The sequence below is a fragment of the Alloacidobacterium dinghuense genome (genome assembly GCF_014274465.1).
GTDB lineage: Bacteria > Acidobacteriota > Terriglobia > Terriglobales > Acidobacteriaceae > Alloacidobacterium > Alloacidobacterium dinghuense.
In genome coordinates this window covers 895,214-913,656 of record NZ_CP060394.1, presented here as the reverse complement: position 1 = coordinate 913,656, position 18,443 = coordinate 895,214, and the positions used below count along the sequence as shown (strand labels likewise).

The following is an 18,443-nucleotide window of genomic DNA, read 5'->3' as shown; positions in this document are numbered from 1 at the left end:
GCCCAGGCTACGGAGCACCCGATCCCGGCGAACGGCTCTGCGTAATGAAGTTCGCCGCGGTGGTCGTCGAACTGCTGCCTGCATATTGCGTCGTCGTGTGTACATCCACGCCGTTGCCCTGCAACAGAATCGACGCTGTAACGATATCGGTGTCGGTACGGATCACCGACATGTAAGGGCTGTCCTGCGCCACGGTGTACACCTTGCCAATCGGCGCGTTGAACGTGGATGCGATCGAGCGCGGATGCCCGTTCACCGGAATCGTTTCCTGAAGCGTAAAGCTCGAAAGATTGATTACGCTGACGGTGCCCGTTCCCTCGTTTGCGGTATAGGCTCTGCTGCCATCCTGCAACACAGTAACCGCCGCCGGATGGCTTCCCGCAGGCAATTGCACCGTTGCCAGCACCTGGCCAAAATTCGGCGTGTCGGTATAGCCCTCCACGGCTCCATTGATGGGCACACTGATGATGCTGACCGAATCACTATCGTAGTTTGCCGTAACCAGCAGTGAGGCCGGAGTGTACAGGTCCGCATGGACAGGACCAGCTCCGAGGCAAACGCTGGTGCCGGGATTGCACTGGATCGTGCCATTGCCCGTCAGATAATTCGTAACCGTCGTATCGAGCTGGTTTTTCGAGCTGTCGATGACTGAAACTGTCCCGCTTGTGCGGTTCAGAATAAAGGCGCGCCGGGTATCCGCCGTCATAACCCCATACACCGGGCAGATTCCAACCGGAATGCGGTTATTGACGGTATAGATCGATGCCAGAATTCCATCGACCTCTCCATTCGTCGTGGGTACGGCGCCGGAACTGGGATCGCATTGCCCCCATGTAACTCCACTACCGTCGGTGCTGTTTCCTTGACTGATCGAATAAATGTATTGGCTGCCGGCCGTACCCATGACACTGGTCACGCTCGGAGCAACCGAAATCTCCTGCTTAAGCGAAGATGGACTGCCGGTCAGCGCTCCGATCGCTGTCCGGTTCTGCTCCACAACATATTGCCCAGCAGCCGTCGCCAGCAAATTCGTCGGCAACGTACTCACATTGCCGGGATTCTCCGGCAAACTCGTAGTAAGCACATTCTTCGTCTGCAGCGTCGTGCTGATCGGAACCGTGCTGATCGTGCCATCGCAATTCGTGCTGTACGCGGTTGATCCAGTGGTGTCCAGTGCAAATGTCAGCGGTCCGTTGCCAATCGTAGCCAGCGCCATCAAGCTGTCACCAGAAAAATCGACCAGTTGCACGACTCCCGGCTGACCATAAGGTTTCGTGGGACAAGGACTGGACGGCCCAGCCGTCCCACCCGGTGTGAGTCCCGGCTGGGAAAATGCAACGACGAAGGATGTCGGCGCTGGCGCCGGACCGGTCGGGGGTATAGGGGTTACCACAGGACGATACTGGTTGCCGCAACCAGACACACCCGCCAAAGCCAGCAGCGCCCCAGCGGCAAACCATGGGCGCTTAGGCCCGGTGACACTTCGCACTCTCAGACACCTCATTCAGCAACAAATCCCGCACTGGCACTTTCAAGGACGCTTCAAGCCATAACCGTGCACTTCCACTGACCTCGGCGAACCGCAAAAGGTCAACTGGCAAACTGCGGCAAAGCCTGCAACAATCGAGACAAAATGCCTTAAAAACTAGATTGTAAATCACTCACACGTTTCGATTTGCCACACACCTCAGGAAAACTCGCATGCACCAGAGAAACCACTCCGGCCCATCCCTGCACTGGCAATCGCAACTGCTCCTCCTGATTGTAGTGCCTGCCTGCAGCATCTGGATATTCATCCGGGTCGCGAATGCATGGGCCTTCCACGATCCCGTCCTCCTGCAGATGGCAGCAATCAGCATCGTCTTCGGTCTGGTTGTCTGGGTGGCACGCGCTGCCACAGGCTACGCAGCGGCAACCGGAGCCATCATTACCGCCTGCCTCTATCTGCGCTTGCCCGGCTGGCGCACGCCGATCATCCCGCTTATCGTCATGCTCATCCTCACCTTGACCGCCACGCGCATTGGTCGAGCCCGCAAGGAGCAGCTCGGCACCGCCGAAGCCAGGCATGGACGCAACGCCGCGCAGGTCGCCGCTAATCTCGGAGGAGCTGCACTCGCCGCCATCCCGCTCACAGCAACGCAGCTTTTTGCGCCCTCCTCGCGAACAGCCATCGCATCCCTCGCCGCCATCTCCGCAGCACTGGCTGAAGCGGCCGCCGACACTCTCTCTTCCGAATTAGGTCAGGTCTTCGGTGGCCAGCCGCTCCTGATCACGACTCTCAAGCCAGTCCCCGTAGGAACCGACGGCGGCGTCACCCTGGCAGGAACAGCCATTGGCTGCATCGGCGCTGCCATCGTCACGGCAGTCGCAGCCATGACCTTCCGTCTCAACGTAAGCCAAGGAGCAGTGATCTTTTCCAGCGCAATCCTCGGCCTCTTCGCCGACAGCCTTTTCGGCGCCGTCTTCGAGCGACGAGGCTGGCTCAACAATGACGCCGTCAATTTCCTCTCAACGCTGGTCGCCGCCATCGCCGCCGGCTGGATCGTGTCTCGCCACTTTTTCGAGTAGGATCCCGAAAAACGATGCCCATCCCTTCGCACTTTTTCACGACAGGATGGGAAACAAGACCTCTTTAAGAGCTGTCATCCTGAGCGGAGCGCGACAGCGCGGCGTCGAAGGATCTGCTTTTCTTAGGCAGCAGCACGAAAAGGGGTGCCCCATCCTTCGCGTAGCGAAGGGTGGGAAAGCAAAACTCTCCCCAAGCCACCTCAAGCACCAGCACAAAATGCAATTGGGGAAAAAACGTCATTCTGAACGAAGTGAAGAATCTCCACAATGTCGATTCTTTCCCCTGAACAACGCAAGATTCAGCTCCCCTCGGCGAGATCACGAAAAAGGGTGCCCCATCCTGACGCAGTCAGGGTGGGAAAGCACGAACCCTCCCAGAGCCACCTCAAGCACCAGCACAAAATGCAATTAGGAAAAAATGGTGATCCCTTTGAGGGATGTTGGAGTTGGACCATTTGTCCTGCGAAGCAGGGCGACGGGTGAAAGAGCGGGGCTTCAGCCCCGCGTTAGGACCTCAACAAAAGGGGCTTCAGCCCCGGGCTTTTCCCTGCTTCTCTTTTGTCAGGGGGATGACAGCCAAAAAACGACATTCTGAACGAAGCCGGAAGCGCAGTGAAGATTCTCAATAATGTCGGCTCAGTGCAGGTGTAATCTCCAAGCCGTATAGCTGATAATTTCATGCGCCATGCGCGAAAAAGAATCCTGCCAACCGATGCTCCGCGCCACCGCTCGCGGCGATGTATAAACCGTAAGCCCAACCTTCTCGCACAACGCGTGAATACGAAAAAGGTGCGTCCCGTCGCTGACCACAATCACGCGGTTCAGGTGATTCGCCCGCGCAATCCTCGCCAGCCGCGCAGCCGATTCTTCCGTGTTTTCGCTCTGCGTCTCGGCAATAATCGCCGTCTCCGGCACACCATGCGCCAGCAGGTAATCGTGCCCAACGCTGCCCTCCGAGTGTTGATCGCCCACATCGCTCCCACCCAGCGTAATAATCAGCGGAGCCAACTCGCGGCCATAAAGTTCGAGCGCATGATCCAGCCGCGCCCGCAGCACCGGAGAAGGACGCCCGTCGTATTCTGCCGCGCCAAAAACGGCGATGGCATCCGCCGCGCTCGCCTCATCGCGATCGGCATAGTAACGAATCTGACCGTAGACCCAGGCAATCCATCCCACCACGATGATCAATACCAGCACGATCACGCGTCGCAGCAGACTGCCGCCCGCGCTCCTCTGCCGCAGATTTGTATCCGGAACAATCATCGACTTCAAATCAAAGCCTAAAAACGCTTCGAAAATGCTTCTTCAGGTAAAAGCACCGGGCCTCAGCCCGGTGAACCAGGACAGAAATCGAAAGGGCTTAACCCCCGGTTCATTCGGTTCGAAATTCATTTTCTCCGCTAAGGATGCAAAACAAGCGCAATCTCATGCGTCGCAATCGCGCCTTCACGCAAAATCTGCCAGCTGTTTTCGCCGCCGGAAAGATCGACAATCGTCGTCGGCAGGCTGCGCCCCGTCGGCCCGCCGTCCACAATCAGAGGAATCCGATCACCGATCTGGTCGCGCACGCACGCCGCATACGCACACTCCGGCGCACCTTGCAGGTTGGCCGATGTCGCCGTAATTGGCAATCCAAATACATTCGCAATCGCCCGCGGAATCGCCGCATCCGGAATCCGCAGCGCCACGTTGCCCGTATTCGCCGTCACCCGCAATGGCAATCGTGAGCTCGCCTTCACAATCAGCGTCAACGGACCCGGCCAGAACTTCTCCGCCAGCCTGTCGAAATTTGCATCCAGATCGCGCGCCAGCTCATACGCCTGCGACACGTTGTCAATCAGCAGCGACAGCGGTTTGTGCTTCAGCCGGCCTTTGATCTCGTAAATACGCTCTACCGCGCGCAGGTTCACCGGATCCACGGCCAGCCCATAAAAAGTGTCCGTCGGCATCCCGACCACTTTGCCGCTGTGCAGGCAGGAAACAACGTACTCAACGCGCTCCTTTTCCGGTTCATCCGGATGTATGCGCAAAATCTCCGCTGACAAGGCTACTCCTTCTGGAATACGACACGTGAGGCAGACGGAAACCGGCAGGGACACGGTAGAATCGCACCCATGCAAGCGGCTTCAAATCACGCGCATGTTCGCATTGTACAAAGCCGGCAGAACGCCCGGGTAAAAGAATTGCGCGCCGCCCTTCGAAATGGCGAAAAGACTGACTCTGGCCTCATCGCCCTCGAAGGCCAGCACCTCGTCGAAGAAGCCCTCCGCAGCGGCCTGCATATCGCCACCCTCTTCATCCGCAGTGGCAGCCTCGACCTGCTCAACGACCTCGTGGTGCGAGCCGACACCGAAATCATCGAACTCGCGCCCGACATCTTCGCCAGCGCCGTCACTACCGAAACCCCACAGCCCATTGCCGCCCTCGCCGAAGCCCCATCACTCGCCCTCGAAGAAATTCTCGCCGCTCGCCACCCGCTCATCGTCGTCTCTGCCGGACTCCAGGACCCCGGCAACCTCGGCGCCATCGTCCGCTCCGCCGAGGCCTTCGCCGCCAACGCCGTCGTCGCCCTGCCCGGCACCGTCAGCATCTGGAACTCGAAAGCCCTCCGCGCCTCAGCCGGATCTGCGTTCCGTCTGCCCGTCATTCCCGCATCCACCCAGGAACTTTTCTCCGCGTTCCGCTCCTTCTCCATCCGCTCCGCCGCCACCACCGTCGAAGGCGGCACACCCGCGCACCAGCTCGACCTCACCCAGCCCATCGCTCTTTTCATCGGAAACGAAGGCAGCGGCCTGCCTCCCGAACTCGTCAGCCAGTGCAATGACCGCATCACCATCCCTAGCCCCGGCCCCGTCGAATCCCTCAACGCCGCCATCGCCGCCGGCATCCTGCTCTACGAAGCCAGCCGCCAGCGCGCGCATCATGGCTGACACAGCGCCTCGCGCGAAACCATCTCCAGCAGCGGCTTCGTCTGAAAGAAAACTTCAGCAGGCTTCCCCCGCTCAGGCTTCATCGCCACCACACGAAACCCCGGCAACGAATTCAGATACTGCATAAAATAGCGCGGCCCATCCAGATTGAAACTGTCAGCTCCCGGATTCCGATACTTATAGTTGCCGTTCGGCAGCTGCTCCCATGACCGTTTGAAGGGCTTCGAACGCATGTAGCCCTCAAAGGTCATCCTGAAAGCAACCGTTGGATTCGCCGGCGGAAATCGATCGGTCGGTGTCGGCTTGAACGGCGGCGTAAAAGCGATATCCTCCACTCCGCCAAAGTTCACAAAGAAGTGAAGCTCGCGCCGGTTGTGAGCCTGCGTGCATTCAATCACAAGCGTCGGAGCCGACTGCGGCATAGCCTCTTCCCCGGAATCAGCCAATAGAAAATACCGCAGATACTGCGTGTCGGAACCGGCATCAGTCCCATGCAGGCTGAACAGCCCACTCCCAATCCGCACCAGCTGCGGAGAATCCTCCTGCGCCCATCCAGACGGCACAAGCAACACCAAAGCAAACAAAAGCGCACAAACAATTAAGCGCATCATGGTCTTTCCGAACAATGCCGGCACAAGCTGCAAGCTGGCATACCGCGAACTCCGGCACTCGCAAGAAAGTTGCCGATTACATCGTCAGGACGGCGCGGAAACGCGCCTTGCCCTCCGCAACGCGTTCATAAGCCTTCGTCGCTTCGGCCAATGGATAAGTTTCAATCACCGATTTAACTTTTCCTTGAGCTACGTAATCTAGGGCTTCGTAGAGATATTCGGGGCCATTTTGTTGGCTGCCGATGATCTTGATGCGCTTGAAGAGCAACTCGATCACCGAGACAGTAAGCGGTTCCGCGTCGGCGCCCATAACGATAAACCGGCCATCCGGGCGCAGGCCCTGAATGCTGTCTACCATGGATGGGGTCGAATTAGTGGTGCTGAGGATGATGTCAGCGCCGCCCGCTGCGGCAAGGCTCTTTCCGTCGCGGACAACTTCATCCGCACCGAACTCGCGAATCATTTTGTCCTTATCGGGTGAGTGCGAAATCGCGATGGTCTCAAAGCCCGCAGCCTTCGCGTATTGCACCGCCAGGTGCCCAAGCCCGCCGATTCCAAGTACAGCCACGCGCTCGTGCGGCTGCGGATCAGCCCAGCGGAGCCCACTATAAACCGTATACCCGGCGCAAAAGATCGGCGCAGCTTGCTCGAAGGAAACCTTGTCGGGAATCAGAAATGTAGCATCGGCGTTCATCGGCATGTACTCGGCGTGGCCGCCTTGCACATCGGCCCCGGTGCCCTTCATAAAGGGGCAGAACATTCTGCGCCCGCGCAGGCACCATTCGCACCGTCCGCAGGTGGACTGAACCCATGCCGACCCGACGCGGTCACCTACCTTGCGAGTGGTCACATCGGCAGCCACGGTGACAATCTCGCCCACCGGCTCGTGGCCAAGGACTCTGGGAAATTGTCCGGGAAGGTGTCCGAGCGTTTGGTGCACATCTGTGTAACAGATGCCGCTTGCGCGCATCTTCACCAGCACTTGACCTGGTCCCGGTTGAGGTTCAGGAACATCTTTGATCTGCCAGGAACTGTTCGCGGCGGGTACAACTGCGGCTTTCATATCTTTTCCTCCTGGAGCGATGAAACTGGAACGATGAAATGCGATTGTCTTTGAGGCCCGTGAAGATCTTGATGCTCGAGGGAACGCGCCCCTTCGCTGCCTGCGGGCCAATGGGATGAAGGTCGATGACGCCGCTGCACTTTTGACGCTCATTTTACGCCTTACGCAGGAGTCCTTGTCCGTTCTTCGCCGGGAAGAAAGGACTCGACATCGGGCAGGAGGAAAGAGTTTCATTCTCGGCTCGTCTGTGCGCCTCGAATTCGAGACCGGCAACGGCACTCTCGCCTTCGTCGGAACCCTGAGCCAGGATGGAAGCGAACTCAGCGGGAACTATAGTATCTCCGGCAGCACCTGTGATGGTGAGGGCGCCGCAGTACTGCTTGTGTCAAGCCCAAGCCCCTGGGATTATTGACGAGTGGAAATTCAATACTTCGCTGCTTCATCGCAGCAGTCGTGCGAGAAGTTCGCTGGAGGCTTGGACGTATTGTCAACCCGGAAGCTTCTCGGTCCACGGCAAAGTTCCGTATTGTCGGTGACACGCCAACTTCACTGAACATTCTTAAGACATGCATCCGGCACTTTCATATCTTGGTTTCAGGGAACCGCGCCCAGAATAGCGCTATGCTGAAACTGCCATGTTCCGGCGATTCTCAGCCGCGCTAGTTTTTGGGAGTCGTAATCAGTGAGCGATGCTCTGGAAAATCCGCCTTCATTCCTAAGCAATCCGGGAGAACCTGTGGCAGAGGTTGACCCGGATGACCTGAAGACGTTTTTGGCGGGAGATACTCTACTTTCAGTTAAGAGAGCAAGCAAGAGATCCCGGTCAGCATGTTTCTATCGGTATTGAAGCGAAGGCCATCGCCAAGCCGGTAGCGAACTTCGAGGCGGTCTGGTATCGCTCAATGATGATTCGACTGCTCAACGAATTCGCGCAAGAGCAGTTGGCTCCTTGGATCAAGGATGAAGAGGTTTCGGATGCTGTCTTCCGAACGATGGCGACGATTCCGATGGAATGGATCGGACACACTGAACGAGAAGACTTGCCCTTCGATGTGGAAGAGTTCTTCCGCCGATTGAGGGAGGGCGGTGTGCAGAATGGCTGACATCGCAAGCATTGATTGTCGGCAACCCGGAAGTTTCGCGGGCTCCCCGGTTGTTTCCGTATTGCCGATGATATCCTCACGAGTCTGTTGGTATTCCCCGCAGACCATCATCTCTGATTTTCAGCCAGCATCGCTTTTCCGCCATAGTAGGTGATCAGATAGAACGCAACTCCGAAAGAGATGATGTCCTTGAAGAGAAACAGGCCGAGATTATTCATGTAATGCATGCCGTGAAACACGATGGTGTCATCCGGAGTCGTGATCAACATGCTGCTTGTGGTGAAGAACATGCCGACTAGAATGATCCCGGCCAGAATGCCTGCTTTAGGTTTAAAGTAGCCAATGATCAGCAGGATTGCTGCTGTCCATTCAGTGGCCCCGATCATATCCCCCAGAAGATATGGTCCAAAGACCTTGAATTGAAAACTGGTAAGCGGGCTGTTACTGACGAGCGGGACTATGCCCTCTGCTCCAGGTGCTGTCATTTTGAACTTGCCTGCCCACAGCAACATCACGATCATTCCAATGCTGCAAACAAGGAAAGGGATATTTCGCTCCGCAACAAACGCTGCAATCTTCGTTAGAACACTCTTCGCCTGCAGTTTGTTACCTGTGTTCGCTTGAGATCCGCGCACACCTTCACCCGAAGCCTCAGCGGATGTGGGTTCAGTCATAAAAGAACTCCTTTATGCGATGATCCATCGTCGTCAAATATTGAAGGCCGATTTGAAACACTGTCAACACCATCGCGGTGACGATCCGACGAGAGTACCCGACAGCGTAGAATTTGTGCCAATTCCACGAAGAACGGAAAAACAATGCGCCGATACCATCACATCGGAATTCCCACTACCGAAGCGAAGCCTGGCGAGACCCACTTGAAGCACCTGAAAGTCTTTGTCGTCAGCCACGAGAAAAGCGAATTTGGCATGGAGTGGATGCGCTTTGAAGCCGACGCGGCGGTCCCAGATCTCGTCCGGCAGGTTCCGCACGTCGCGTTTGAAGTGGCTGATCTCGCCTCCGAGCTTGCTGGCCGCGAAATCCTGATTCCTCCCAACAGCCCATCCGACGGTGTCCGCGTCGCGTTCATAGTCGAAAATGGCGCGCCCATCGAACTGCTCGAATTCACCGACCCCAACCACCCTGCCCGCCTCCAGCAGAGCAAGCACCCTCCATCCTCGACAGCGCCTTCTGAATATTCACCTGTAAACCCCAAAAAAACTGCCCGTCAGATTTCGATTGGCGTATACTTCAGGGCTGATTCTGCTGTTGCAATAAACAGAGGATTCATGAAAATCGCGGTCATCATCGCCCGCATCTTGTTAGGCGTCATCTTTGTCGCCTTCGGCCTGAATGCCTACCTGCACTTTCTCCCCAAGCCGTTTCCTCCGGGCATTGCAGGTATGTTCGTGGGCGCAATGTTCCAGGCCCACTACATCCTCTTCGTGGGCGCGCTCGAGGTGATCAGCGGCGCCTTGTTGCTGGTAAACCGCTATGTTCCGTTCGCCTTGGCTATCCTCGCGCCGATCATTGTCAATATCATCGCGTTCCTCCTTTTGTTGCCGCCCGTGGGATGGCAACCTGGAGTTCTCGCGGCGATCTTGTGGGTCTTCCTGTTCTTCCACTACCGCAAATATTTCTCGGGAATATTCGTGCAGCGGACATCCTGATCGGCAATCGCCATTCGTCTGAATCTGAGATCGTGAAATTCCTTCCTTGTCGGTCGGGCGAGCGTGAAACTCCGGTATTGTCGGTCACCCATCCACTATCGCGATGAGTCGTCCGAAATACGAGCATGTTAAGCAGTTCATGTGCGACAAAACGAGTAGAGCTGTCTCGATTTCGAGTGTGTAGCCGATAACACGGAAACAACCCGGCGAACAACAACCATGGATCATTATGAAAAGAAGTGGTGCCAATGGATGATTGTTGGTCGGGCTTGGGTCGTCCAAATAAATCACGGAAGTTTGTTCAGTTTTTTCATGATTTGTTGGGCAAGGTCAGCGCAGGGATCACGCTCCACGGGCTGCGGTCCGGGAGGAGGGGGATCCTGCGAGAGGAGGAGGCGGATAGGCGATGCGCCCTGGGCGATGACCTTCCTGGTGGCACTGTTCCAAAGGGAGAAGTAGAGGATGTCTCCGAGACGGGGGTTGTGCCACAGCTGAACAACGTAGCTACACTGCAGGCGGTGGACCTCGGGCAGGATGTCCTGCTGGGCTGTTGCGGCGAGTACAGTGATATCGAGGCTTGCACCGTCCTGCAGTCTCCGGGCCGCCAGTTGCTCGTACACCCCGGTGGCGTAGGGACCGGCGGCGGGCTCATACGGGGGTTCCGTTTGCAACTTAGTATGGACGATGCAAAGTGCAAGAGGCTTAGGTTGGGCAAAGACCGGCGACGTCACGACGGAAATGACGCTGAGAGCAGTGAGAACCCGGAGTTTCACCACGCACCCCAATATATTGGACGGTCAGGGGCGCGTTCTGGACGTATCTTCATCAATCCGGACTTTTCGGTCGACCTGGTCCAAACCCTGTGTGCCCCATTGACTGCCCTGAGCCCGATGAAGGGACTCGCAGAGACATGGGATCGCATCAAAAGTTGTCAAGCCCCTCCGGCCCAACAAATCTCCTAACCCGCACATTTCAAACAGAAGAAACTTAGGCCAGTTTGGCGTACTATTTCCCCCTGAATTGTTAAACTGGATATAGAGAGAAAAAAGCCCGCCAAAGATGGCGGGCTTTTCGTGTTTAGGGGAAATGGCTTTTTCAAAGGCGCGAAGCGCAGGGTAGAAGCACCGGGCTCGCAGGGTAGAAGCACCGGGCTTTAGCCCGGTGAAACGAAACCTGCAGTCCAAGGGGCTTTAGCCCCCGGGTTTCCACCGCCTCACGCGAGCCCTAACCCAAACCATCTGACGAATTTAGCGAAAACATACGGGGGGAGTCACAATTCACGACCAGGCAAGAGACAGGTGCCGGGTGCCCCATCCTGTCTCCTCGCGATGTTCGAGGAGATAGGGTGGGTCTAAAAAGACCGCGCATAGCGCGCACCATATATATAAGCACCATAACCACCAGCAAAAAGAAGAATTTACGAAAAATATAGGGGAGACCAAACCCATGTATAACGAGTGCCGACACATCTTCACCAGCGGCAAAAAGTGCCAGTCACCCGCCCTCAAGGCCGAGGACTTCTGCTACTTCCACCACAAGACCCGCCGCCGCCCATCGCCGCAAAACCAGCCCTACGAGCCCTACACCGAACCCAAGGAAACCACCCTCAACCTCTCGCCACTCGAAGACGCCGACGCCATCCAACTCGCCATCTCCGACGTGGTCCTGGCCTTAGCCGCCAACCGCATCGACTCACGCCGCGCCCGCATCCTCATCTACGGCCTTCAAGTAGCCTCGCAGAACAACCGCCACCGCGCCGCCATGGCCGTGAAGGAAGCAGCTATCGAGCAGACGGTTCGCGAAGCCCACGAACACGCAGACGGCACCCTCATCGGCCCGGAAAAACAGAGCCCGGAACCGGAAGAAGCCGCCGCCAGAAAACGCCCACCCAGCCTCGGCGAAATCCTCCTCCGTCAAGCCGAAGAACTGAGCGCCCGAAAAGCGGAAGAGGCCAGGCTGAATGCGGAAGCCGAGCAAGCCGCACAAAGCAAGCCTGTCCTGCTCCCGAAAATCGAGGCTGTCGCCGAAACGCAACGACAGCCCATCAACGAGAGCGTCGGGTGCCCCATGTCTCGCAGAGACATGGGATCGCTCTACGAGGGAATACACTCAAATCAAAGACACAGGTCGTATGAGCCTCTTCGGCAACACACCCGATCTCGCCACGCCGGCAAAAAGCGCTCCACTCGCCGAGCGCATGCGCCCGCACACGCTCGATGAATACGTCGGACAGGAGCATCTCCTCGGCCCGGGCAAGCCGCTGCGCGTGCAGATCGAGCGCGACGACGCCTCCTCCATGATCTTCTGGGGACCACCCGGAGTCGGCAAGACCACGCTCGCGAAAATCATCGCCGAGACCACGAAAGCGACCTTCATCGAGTTCTCCGCCGTTCTCTCCGGCATCAAGGAAATCAAGCAGGTCATGGCCGACTCCGAAAAGGCCTCGACCTACGGCTCGCGCACCATCCTCTTCATCGATGAGATTCACCGCTTCAACAAAGCGCAGCAGGATGCCTTTCTCCCCTACGTTGAGCGCGGAACCATCCGACTCATCGGAGCGACCACCGAGAACCCGTCCTTCGAAATCATCTCTGCGCTGCTCTCGCGCTGCCGTGTCTACACCCTGCGCGCGCTCACCGATGAGCAGATCCTTCATCTGCTCGAACGCGCACTCGCCGACGAAACGCGCGGCCTCGGCGACTTCGGGATCGAAGCCAGTCACGAAGCGCTCGAACTCCTCGCCAACTACGCCAACGGAGACGCGCGCCACGCACTCAATGGCCTCGAAGTCGCCGCAAGACTGGCGCAATCCGCGAAAAGCCGCATCACGAAAGAAATCGCGACAGAAGCCCTGCAACAGCGCGTCCTGCTCTACGACAAGCAGGGCGAGGAGCACTACAACCTCATCTCCGCCCTGCACAAATCCGTCCGCAACAGCGACGCCGACGCCTCGCTCTACTGGCTCGGCCGCATGCTCCAATCCGGCGAAGACCCGATGTACGTAGCCCGCCGCGTCATCCGCATGGCCGTCGAAGACATCGGCCTCGCCTCGCCCGAAGCCCTCAACCTCTGCCTCTCCGCCAAGGACGCGATGGATTTCCTCGGCTCACCCGAAGGCGATCTCGCGCTCGCACAAGCCGTCGCCTACCTCGCCCTCGCGCCCAAATCGAATGCCCTCTACACCGCCTACGGCGAAGTCCTCTCCGACATCGAACACACCCGCGCCGAACCCGTCCCGCTGCACCTGCGCAACGCGCCCACCGGACTGATGAAGAACCTGGGCTACGGCAAGGACTACAAATACGCCCACGACGAAGCAGGCCGAGTGGCCGACATGGAATGCCTCCCCGAAAGCCTGCGAAACCGCACCTACTACCACCCCACAAACGAAGGCCGCGAAAAACTCCTGGCCCAACGCATGGAAGAAATCCGCAAGATCAAAGAAGCCAAGGGGTGAAGCGTCCCAACTAATGGAAGAGTCATTGATATCGCCCCTACGGCCCGAAGCGCGATTCGTTTTACTGATACTTCACCGAACACCCATAAGGTCGAGTCGAAGACGTAGCCACCGGCTGACCCGCCATCGCCTCGGTCAGTGCGGCCGAGACATAGTTCTTCGACACCTTAACGTCGCCAACATCGGTTGTCGCATGATCATCGATCGCGCCAGCATAAATCAGTCTCCCTGTAGGATCGATCACAAACATATGCGGCGTCGTCTTTGCCGCATAATCATGCCCGATTACTCCCGTAGGGTCGAGCAGAGCCGCCGTAGGCGCAGCATTCTCCTTGCGCAAGTAGGCATTCTCCTGCACCGCCGTCATGTACCCCTGCTCGCCCGGAGCTGAAGAAAGCACCGTCAACCAGACCACGCCCTTCGCCGTCCACTGTTTCTGCAGCGCCTGCATGTTGCCGCTCTCATAATGCTTCAGCGTGTAAGGACAGCCATTGTTCGTCCACTCCAACACAACATACTTCCCTCTGTATTCGGAAAGCTTGTGCGCCTTACCGTTGGAATCAGTTCCGGTGAAATCAGGAGCGGTATCGCCCACGCGGACTGCGTAAGCAGCAATAGAAAGAGCAAGCGCCGCCACCAACATGCCCATCGACAGGAAGGGTTTGCGAATCATACTCACCTCATGAGAAAGGCCCGTATCACTTGCAGGTGTCTACTATATTGACGCTACTCGGCGCCATGCGTCGATCAATGTGTAACGAATTTGCGACGGGAAATCCAAACGTGACCAGAAAAGTCGAAGCAGTCAGGCGGGCGCGGATTAAAAGCCCGCGCCCCAAACAGCCCTGGATGACGCTACTTCACCTGCGGCACAGGCAACGGATTCCGCTCCGCAAACTGCCACTGATGCCAGTACGGATAGACCGGCTGCACTGCGCTGGCTTTGTCGAGCTTAGCTACCTGCTTTGCCGTCAAATTCCATTCGGCAGCGGCGAGATTCTGCTTCAGTTGCTCCTCGTTCCGGGCGCCCATAATCACGCTGGCAACAGTAGGCCGTTGCAGCAGCCAGTTCAGCGCGACCTGTGGAACCGTCTTTCCCGTCTCCTTGGCGACCGCTTCCAAAGCATCCACCACGGTGTAGAGATATTCGTCATCCACCTGCGGTCCATAGTCCGCAGTCTTGTGCAAGCGGCTCGTCTCCGGCAGCGGATGCCCGCGGCGAATCTTCCCCGTCAGACGTCCCCATCCCAGCGGGCTCCAGATCAGCGACGAAACCTTCTGATCCAGCCCCAGCGGCATCAACTCCCACTCGTACTCGCGGCCCACCAGCGAGTAGTACACCTGGTGCGCCACATATCGCGCCCACCCATAGCGATCAGAGATAGCCAGAGACTTCATCAAATGCCAGCCGGAGAAATTCGAGCATGCAATATAGCGAACCTTGCCCTGATGCATCAGCGTATTCAACGTATCCAACGTCTCTTCAATCGGAGTCGTCGCGTCAAAGCCGTGCATGTGGTAGATGTCAATGTAGTCCGTGCCCAGCCGCTTGAGGCTCGCGTCGCATTGCTGAATCACGTGGTAGCGCGACGACCCCAGATCATTCGGCCCATCCCCCATCTTGAAAGTCGCCTTGGTAGAAATCAGAACCTTATCGCGCCTGCCCTCGATCGCCTTTCCAAGGATTTCCTCGGCCAGTCCAGTCGAATAGATATTCGCCACATCAAAGAGGTTCACTCCAGCATCCAGACACAAATCGACAAGCCGCGTAGCCTCGGCCACATCCGAGCTGCCCCATGCTTTGAAAAATTCGTTGCCGCCGCCAAAAGTTCCCGCGCCAAAACTGAGCGCAGAAACCTTCAGTCCCGAATAGCCAAGCTGTCTATATTCCATTTTTGACTCCTACAATTAGTAAGTAAGTGAATATAAATGCGCCTAAAAACATAGCTTAGCTAGATTGCATCATTTTTTGTACAGAGTTTGTACAAACACCACGCATAATTCGCCCCTCAAAAAACAAAGGACTACGAGACTACCGTCCTCATAGTCCTTCGAATGACGCGTTGGTGGATACTCATTGCCGTGAAGTTGGTTTCTGTCTCAACATCGACGGGCAAGCCGTGCCCTGCGGTCAGTGCTAGTTGTCGTCCTGGCTCATGCGTCAGTGTGCCGCGTAGTTTACGAACCCGTTCACCTTCGTACCATCGGAAAAGAATCCGACGATATCCCCATTATCGTTGACACCGTTGATGAATGTACCCATGACGCCAAAGGCGGGAGTCTGCGACGAACCTGGGGCGTCAAATTGAACGGATCGGCCGTGGTTGAAGATGAACCCGTGGACGTTGCCACTGGCATCAGTGAAGGAACCGACGACTTCCCCTTTGTTATTGCAGCCGAAAGGCGACGTGCTGATGGCTGGCACGCCATTGATTTCGACATTGAACATGAAAAGCAAGGGGCCCAGGAGGCCAAAGAACCCGTGATTGTTGCCATCGCCATCGGTCCAAAAGCCGCAGACCTGGCCGAGGTCGGTGAAATTGCTGGCCTGCGTGGCGACGGCGCCTTTAAACATAGACGGTGGAATCTCGATGAATGTCGACTTGCTGGGCGTCTGAAAGTCCAGCAAGACAATGAAGCCATGCTCGTGGCCGTTGTTGTCCATCCAGAACCCTGCTGCGTCACCAAAATCGTTTATCCCGAGCAGATTCTGGACTGGCGTTGTGACGTTCGGCGCAGAGCCTGCGGGGTCATCGACAGTAGATTGGGTGCCATTAGAGTCCAGGAAACCATGGGTAAAACCGGTCGCATTGTCCGTGTAGAATCCCACGATGTCCGGAAATCTCTTGTTATTGATACCGATCGCCTGTGTCTGTGAGGCGAAGTCCCCGGACGGTAGATTCGTAAAGTTATCGGGTGCGTAATGATTCTTGGGAATTAGCACATAGCCATTATTCGCAACAACCGTGCCATCGCCGAAATAACCGACGATGACGCGTGCGCTGTTGATGCCAAGCAACTGATTGAAGTTAGGGTCGCCGGGGTTGTCGAGTACGAAGAAATGCTGGTCGCCTGTCGATTGTGCAAGAGCATAGGGGAGCCAACCGATGATGGCCACCAACACCAGTAAGCACCGGGCAAAGGCGGTTAAAATCCTGTGCCCGGAATTGTCCGCGCAGATACTAAGCATGGGAATCTCCTTCCTGACGTTGAACATCTGGATTGGCGGTTCGGCGAGATCGAGCGAGTCACCGCGAACTGTCTTGGAGCCCAGGGGTCGAGGTAGGCGATAGGAATCGCATGGTGAATTGCGGGCCAGGGGAACAATGACTATCAGTCGCACATGCAGCGGAGGTACACTCCACGGCACGCACGCAACGCCGTTGAACCTTCAGCCTGTCTGCGTTTCCGTATCTCCAGGTCGGCGCACAAGCAGCGCCGCATCCAGTGGTCCAGTGAGCAGGCGCTGATCTGACCGACCTCCACATCTACCGCTGGATTCCAGTGGCGTCAAGTGAAAATTCGTATATTGACCACAGGAACAAAAACGGGAGGTTCAGCCCTCATTGCGGCAGCCATCGCAGCACGCCAGACGGATTCAACTTGCAGGAGGAATAACGGGCGGAATCGGTCCCTTGACCTTCGGCTTGCGAAACGCGTAAATGACGGCCAGCAGTGGCGGAGCCAGCAGGACACCCCAGAACGGAATGACGATCCCCAACACAATCGGCGCCAGAATCGAAGCCCAGATCGGCACGCGCGCTGTGCGCTTCATAAGCATCGGTTGCAAAACCAGTTGATCGACAACCACAATCACCGCGTACAGCCCGAGAACGAATCCAAGACGCTCCAGATCCTTCCAACTTGCCACAATGGACAAGACTGGCCCAATCAGCGCAATTGCGCCGCCGATATTTGGTATGAAGGTCATCAGGCCGCCAATCAGCGCCCAAACTGGAAAGAGCGGCACATGCAGCAGCCACAACCCGATTAGCCACATCAAGGCAACGCACAGGGCCTCAATCGAAACCGCGCGCCACCAGTTCACAAGCGCACTTCCAGCCATTCTTCCCGTGGTCTTGATGTCGAAGCCGCCGCCCATAAGTGCTCCTAAGTATGCTTTAGACTCACGGCTTCTGGCAAAAGATTGGACCACGGACCGACGCAGTCATGCGCAACATCCAGATCTCAATCTTGCAGATCATCAAACAGCGTTGTGAGCGTACCGTAACCCTAACTTATTGATCTTGAATTCGCAGCAGAGCCCGGCCAAAACTGCTAGCCTAGAAATATGAAGTTTGGCGTCCTCGTCTTTCCCGGCTCGAACTGCGATCACGACACCTATAACGTTATCTCCGAGATCGCCCACCAGCCGGTAACCTTCCTGTGGCACGACTCTCCCAGTCTCGAAAACTGTGACGCCATCCTCGTCCCCGGCGGCTTTGCCTACGGCGATTACCTCCGCACCGGAGCCATTGCGCGCTTCTCGCCCGTCATGCAGTCGGTCAAGAGATTCGCCACCGACGGAGGCCTCGTGCTCGGCATCTGCAACGGCTTCCAAATCCTCACTGAAGCAGGATTACTCCCCGGCGCGCTCATGCGCAATGCAGGACTCAAGTACATCTGCAAACAGGTTTACCTGCGCACCGAAACCACTGGCACGCCGTTCACCCAGACACTCAACAAAAACGAGGTCGTAAAAATCCCCATCGGCCACATGGAAGGCAATTATTCCTGCGATGCCGAAACACTAGCCAAACTCGAGCGCGAAGACCGCATCGTCTTCCGCTACTCGACGTCTGACGGCAAGATCACTCCGGATGCGAACCCAAACGGCTCACTCGGCAATATTGCAGGAATCCTGAATGAGGGCCGCAACGTACTTGGAATGATGCCGCATCCGGATCGCTCTTCGGAAAACCTGCTTGGATCTGTAGACGGGTACAAAATTTTCGCATCTATGGTGATAGCGCTTCAGGAGAAAGAGGGCCAGACCCCCACGACCCATGAACTAGCGGTATCGTAAGGGGGTTCGACTGCA

Annotated in this window: 18 protein-coding genes; 7 read left to right on the top strand and 11 right to left on the bottom strand. The window is 56.9% G+C overall.

The genetic code is table 11. The features are described 5' to 3' along the window. Nucleotides 1-7: 7 nt before the first annotated feature. On the bottom strand, nt 8-1,489 hold the full coding sequence (locus H7849_RS03755; protein ID WP_186744256.1) for a YncE family protein: 1,482 nt from the start codon (nt 1,487-1,489) through the stop codon (nt 8-10). Between the two features lie 212 nt (nt 1,490-1,701). Between H7849_RS03755 and H7849_RS03750 the strand changes: the two genes are divergently transcribed. Next, entirely contained in the window at nt 1,702-2,568 is an 867-nt protein-coding gene (locus H7849_RS03750; protein ID WP_186744254.1) for a DUF92 domain-containing protein, read from the top strand. A 636-nt stretch (nt 2,569-3,204) separates the two neighbouring features. Here the strand turns inward: H7849_RS03750 and H7849_RS03745 are convergent. Both H7849_RS03745 and H7849_RS03740 read right to left on the bottom strand, forming a co-directional pair. Next, entirely contained in the window at nt 3,205-3,831 is a 627-nt protein-coding gene (locus H7849_RS03745) for a YdcF family protein (RefSeq protein ID WP_186744252.1), read from the bottom strand. Nucleotides 3,832-3,968: 137 nt separating this feature from the next. Continuing rightward, on the bottom strand, nt 3,969-4,613 hold the full coding sequence (locus H7849_RS03740) for an L-threonylcarbamoyladenylate synthase (protein ID WP_186744250.1): 645 nt from the start codon (nt 4,611-4,613) through the stop codon (nt 3,969-3,971). 69 nt (nt 4,614-4,682) lie between these two features. Here H7849_RS03740 and H7849_RS03735 point away from each other — a divergent pair, with 69 nt between their 5' ends. Beyond that, a complete protein-coding gene (locus tag H7849_RS03735) occupies nt 4,683-5,498 on the top strand; it encodes a TrmH family RNA methyltransferase (RefSeq protein WP_186744248.1) in 816 nt (271 codons plus the stop codon). On the opposite strand, the gene H7849_RS03730 is transcribed toward H7849_RS03735, so the two are convergent. Both H7849_RS03730 and H7849_RS03725 read right to left on the bottom strand, forming a co-directional pair. Beyond that, the gene (locus tag H7849_RS03730; RefSeq protein ID WP_186744246.1) at nt 5,489-6,109 is read right to left on the bottom strand and encodes a hypothetical protein; all 621 of its coding nucleotides are present in this window, start codon (nt 6,107-6,109) and stop codon (nt 5,489-5,491) included. The genes H7849_RS03735 and H7849_RS03730 overlap by 10 nt on opposite strands. Before the next feature lie 76 nt (nt 6,110-6,185). After that, entirely contained in the window at nt 6,186-7,172 is a 987-nt protein-coding gene (locus H7849_RS03725) for an alcohol dehydrogenase catalytic domain-containing protein (protein ID WP_186744244.1), read from the bottom strand. 902 nt (nt 7,173-8,074) lie between these two features. Between H7849_RS03725 and H7849_RS03720 the strand changes: the two genes are divergently transcribed. Continuing rightward, nucleotides 8,075-8,275 carry a hypothetical protein gene (locus tag H7849_RS03720; RefSeq protein ID WP_186744242.1) on the top strand — a complete coding sequence of 67 codons (201 nt, stop codon included), beginning with the start codon at nt 8,075-8,077 and terminating at the stop codon, nt 8,273-8,275. Nucleotides 8,276-8,382: 107 nt separating this feature from the next. Here H7849_RS03720 and H7849_RS03715 read toward each other — a convergent pair whose 3' ends face one another. Beyond that, nucleotides 8,383-8,949: a DUF417 family protein gene (locus H7849_RS03715; RefSeq protein ID WP_186744240.1), complete on the bottom strand. Its 567-nt coding sequence runs from the start codon at nt 8,947-8,949 to the stop codon at nt 8,383-8,385. A gap of 144 nt (nt 8,950-9,093) precedes the next feature. Between H7849_RS03715 and H7849_RS26665 the strand changes: the two genes are divergently transcribed. Next, nucleotides 9,094-9,945: a DoxX family protein gene (locus H7849_RS26665; RefSeq protein ID WP_251106588.1), complete on the top strand. Its 852-nt coding sequence runs from the start codon at nt 9,094-9,096 to the stop codon at nt 9,943-9,945. Between the two features lie 287 nt (nt 9,946-10,232). Here the strand turns inward: H7849_RS26665 and H7849_RS03705 are convergent, their stop codons facing one another. Continuing rightward, entirely contained in the window at nt 10,233-10,718 is a 486-nt protein-coding gene (locus tag H7849_RS03705; protein ID WP_186744238.1) for a hypothetical protein, read from the bottom strand. A gap of 673 nt (nt 10,719-11,391) precedes the next feature. On the opposite strand from H7849_RS03705, the gene H7849_RS03700 reads away from it, so the two are divergent. Together H7849_RS03700 and H7849_RS03695 are read left to right on the top strand one after the other, a co-directional pair. Then, complete coding sequence (locus tag H7849_RS03700) at nt 11,392-12,165, top strand: hypothetical protein (protein WP_186744237.1); 774 nt, start codon at nt 11,392-11,394, stop codon at nt 12,163-12,165. Beyond that, nucleotides 12,077-13,402, top strand: coding sequence for a replication-associated recombination protein A (locus H7849_RS03695; protein WP_186744235.1), 1,326 nt, complete (start codon nt 12,077-12,079; stop codon nt 13,400-13,402). Before H7849_RS03700 ends, H7849_RS03695 begins: the two co-directional genes overlap by 89 nt. Nucleotides 13,403-13,463: 61 nt before the next feature. On the opposite strand, the gene H7849_RS03690 is transcribed toward H7849_RS03695, so the two are convergent. From H7849_RS03690 to H7849_RS03675, 4 genes are all read right to left on the bottom strand, one after another. Continuing rightward, nucleotides 13,464-14,075, bottom strand: coding sequence for a thioredoxin family protein (locus tag H7849_RS03690; protein ID WP_186744233.1), 612 nt, complete (start codon nt 14,073-14,075; stop codon nt 13,464-13,466). 182 nt (nt 14,076-14,257) lie between these two features. Then, nucleotides 14,258-15,295 (bottom strand): aldo/keto reductase, encoded by a 1,038-nt coding sequence (locus tag H7849_RS03685; protein ID WP_186744231.1) that lies wholly within the window; start codon nt 15,293-15,295, stop codon nt 14,258-14,260. Between the two features lie 268 nt (nt 15,296-15,563). Further along, entirely contained in the window at nt 15,564-16,592 is a 1,029-nt protein-coding gene (locus H7849_RS03680) for a hypothetical protein (RefSeq protein WP_186744229.1), read from the bottom strand. A gap of 408 nt (nt 16,593-17,000) precedes the next feature. After that, nucleotides 17,001-17,504: an AI-2E family transporter gene (locus H7849_RS03675; RefSeq protein WP_186744227.1), complete on the bottom strand. Its 504-nt coding sequence runs from the start codon at nt 17,502-17,504 to the stop codon at nt 17,001-17,003. Nucleotides 17,505-17,693: 189 nt separating this feature from the next. On the opposite strand from H7849_RS03675, the gene purQ reads away from it, so the two are divergent. Further along, complete coding sequence (gene purQ / locus H7849_RS03670; RefSeq protein ID WP_186744225.1) at nt 17,694-18,428, top strand: phosphoribosylformylglycinamidine synthase subunit PurQ; 735 nt, start codon at nt 17,694-17,696, stop codon at nt 18,426-18,428. Nucleotides 18,429-18,443: the final 15 nt, after the last annotated feature.

Excerpts from the sequence above, each read along its gene's own strand:
- H7849_RS03675 (WP_186744227.1), bottom strand. The coding sequence starts at position 17,504 with ATGGGCGGCGGCTTCGACATCAAGACCACGGGAAGAATGGCTGGAAGT.
- H7849_RS03680 (WP_186744229.1), bottom strand. The coding sequence starts at position 16,592 with ATGCTTAGTATCTGCGCGGACAATTCCGGGCACAGGATTTTAACCGCC.
- H7849_RS03730 (WP_186744246.1), bottom strand. The coding sequence starts at position 6,109 with ATGATGCGCTTAATTGTTTGTGCGCTTTTGTTTGCTTTGGTGTTGCTT.
- H7849_RS03715 (WP_186744240.1), bottom strand. The coding sequence starts at position 8,949 with ATGACTGAACCCACATCCGCTGAGGCTTCGGGTGAAGGTGTGCGCGGA.
- purQ (WP_186744225.1), top strand. The coding sequence starts at position 17,694 with ATGAAGTTTGGCGTCCTCGTCTTTCCCGGCTCGAACTGCGATCACGAC.
- H7849_RS03685 (WP_186744231.1), bottom strand. The coding sequence starts at position 15,295 with ATGGAATATAGACAGCTTGGCTATTCGGGACTGAAGGTTTCTGCGCTC.
- H7849_RS03745 (WP_186744252.1), bottom strand. The coding sequence starts at position 3,831 with ATGATTGTTCCGGATACAAATCTGCGGCAGAGGAGCGCGGGCGGCAGT.
- H7849_RS03750 (WP_186744254.1), top strand. The coding sequence starts at position 1,702 with ATGCACCAGAGAAACCACTCCGGCCCATCCCTGCACTGGCAATCGCAA.
- H7849_RS03725 (WP_186744244.1), bottom strand. The coding sequence starts at position 7,172 with ATGAAAGCCGCAGTTGTACCCGCCGCGAACAGTTCCTGGCAGATCAAA.
- H7849_RS03720 (WP_186744242.1), top strand. The coding sequence starts at position 8,075 with ATGATGATTCGACTGCTCAACGAATTCGCGCAAGAGCAGTTGGCTCCT.
- H7849_RS03735 (WP_186744248.1), top strand. The coding sequence starts at position 4,683 with ATGCAAGCGGCTTCAAATCACGCGCATGTTCGCATTGTACAAAGCCGG.
- H7849_RS03690 (WP_186744233.1), bottom strand. The coding sequence starts at position 14,075 with ATGATTCGCAAACCCTTCCTGTCGATGGGCATGTTGGTGGCGGCGCTT.
- H7849_RS03695 (WP_186744235.1), top strand. The coding sequence starts at position 12,077 with ATGAGCCTCTTCGGCAACACACCCGATCTCGCCACGCCGGCAAAAAGC.
- H7849_RS26665 (WP_251106588.1), top strand. The coding sequence starts at position 9,094 with ATGCGCCGATACCATCACATCGGAATTCCCACTACCGAAGCGAAGCCT.
- H7849_RS03700 (WP_186744237.1), top strand. The coding sequence starts at position 11,392 with ATGTATAACGAGTGCCGACACATCTTCACCAGCGGCAAAAAGTGCCAG.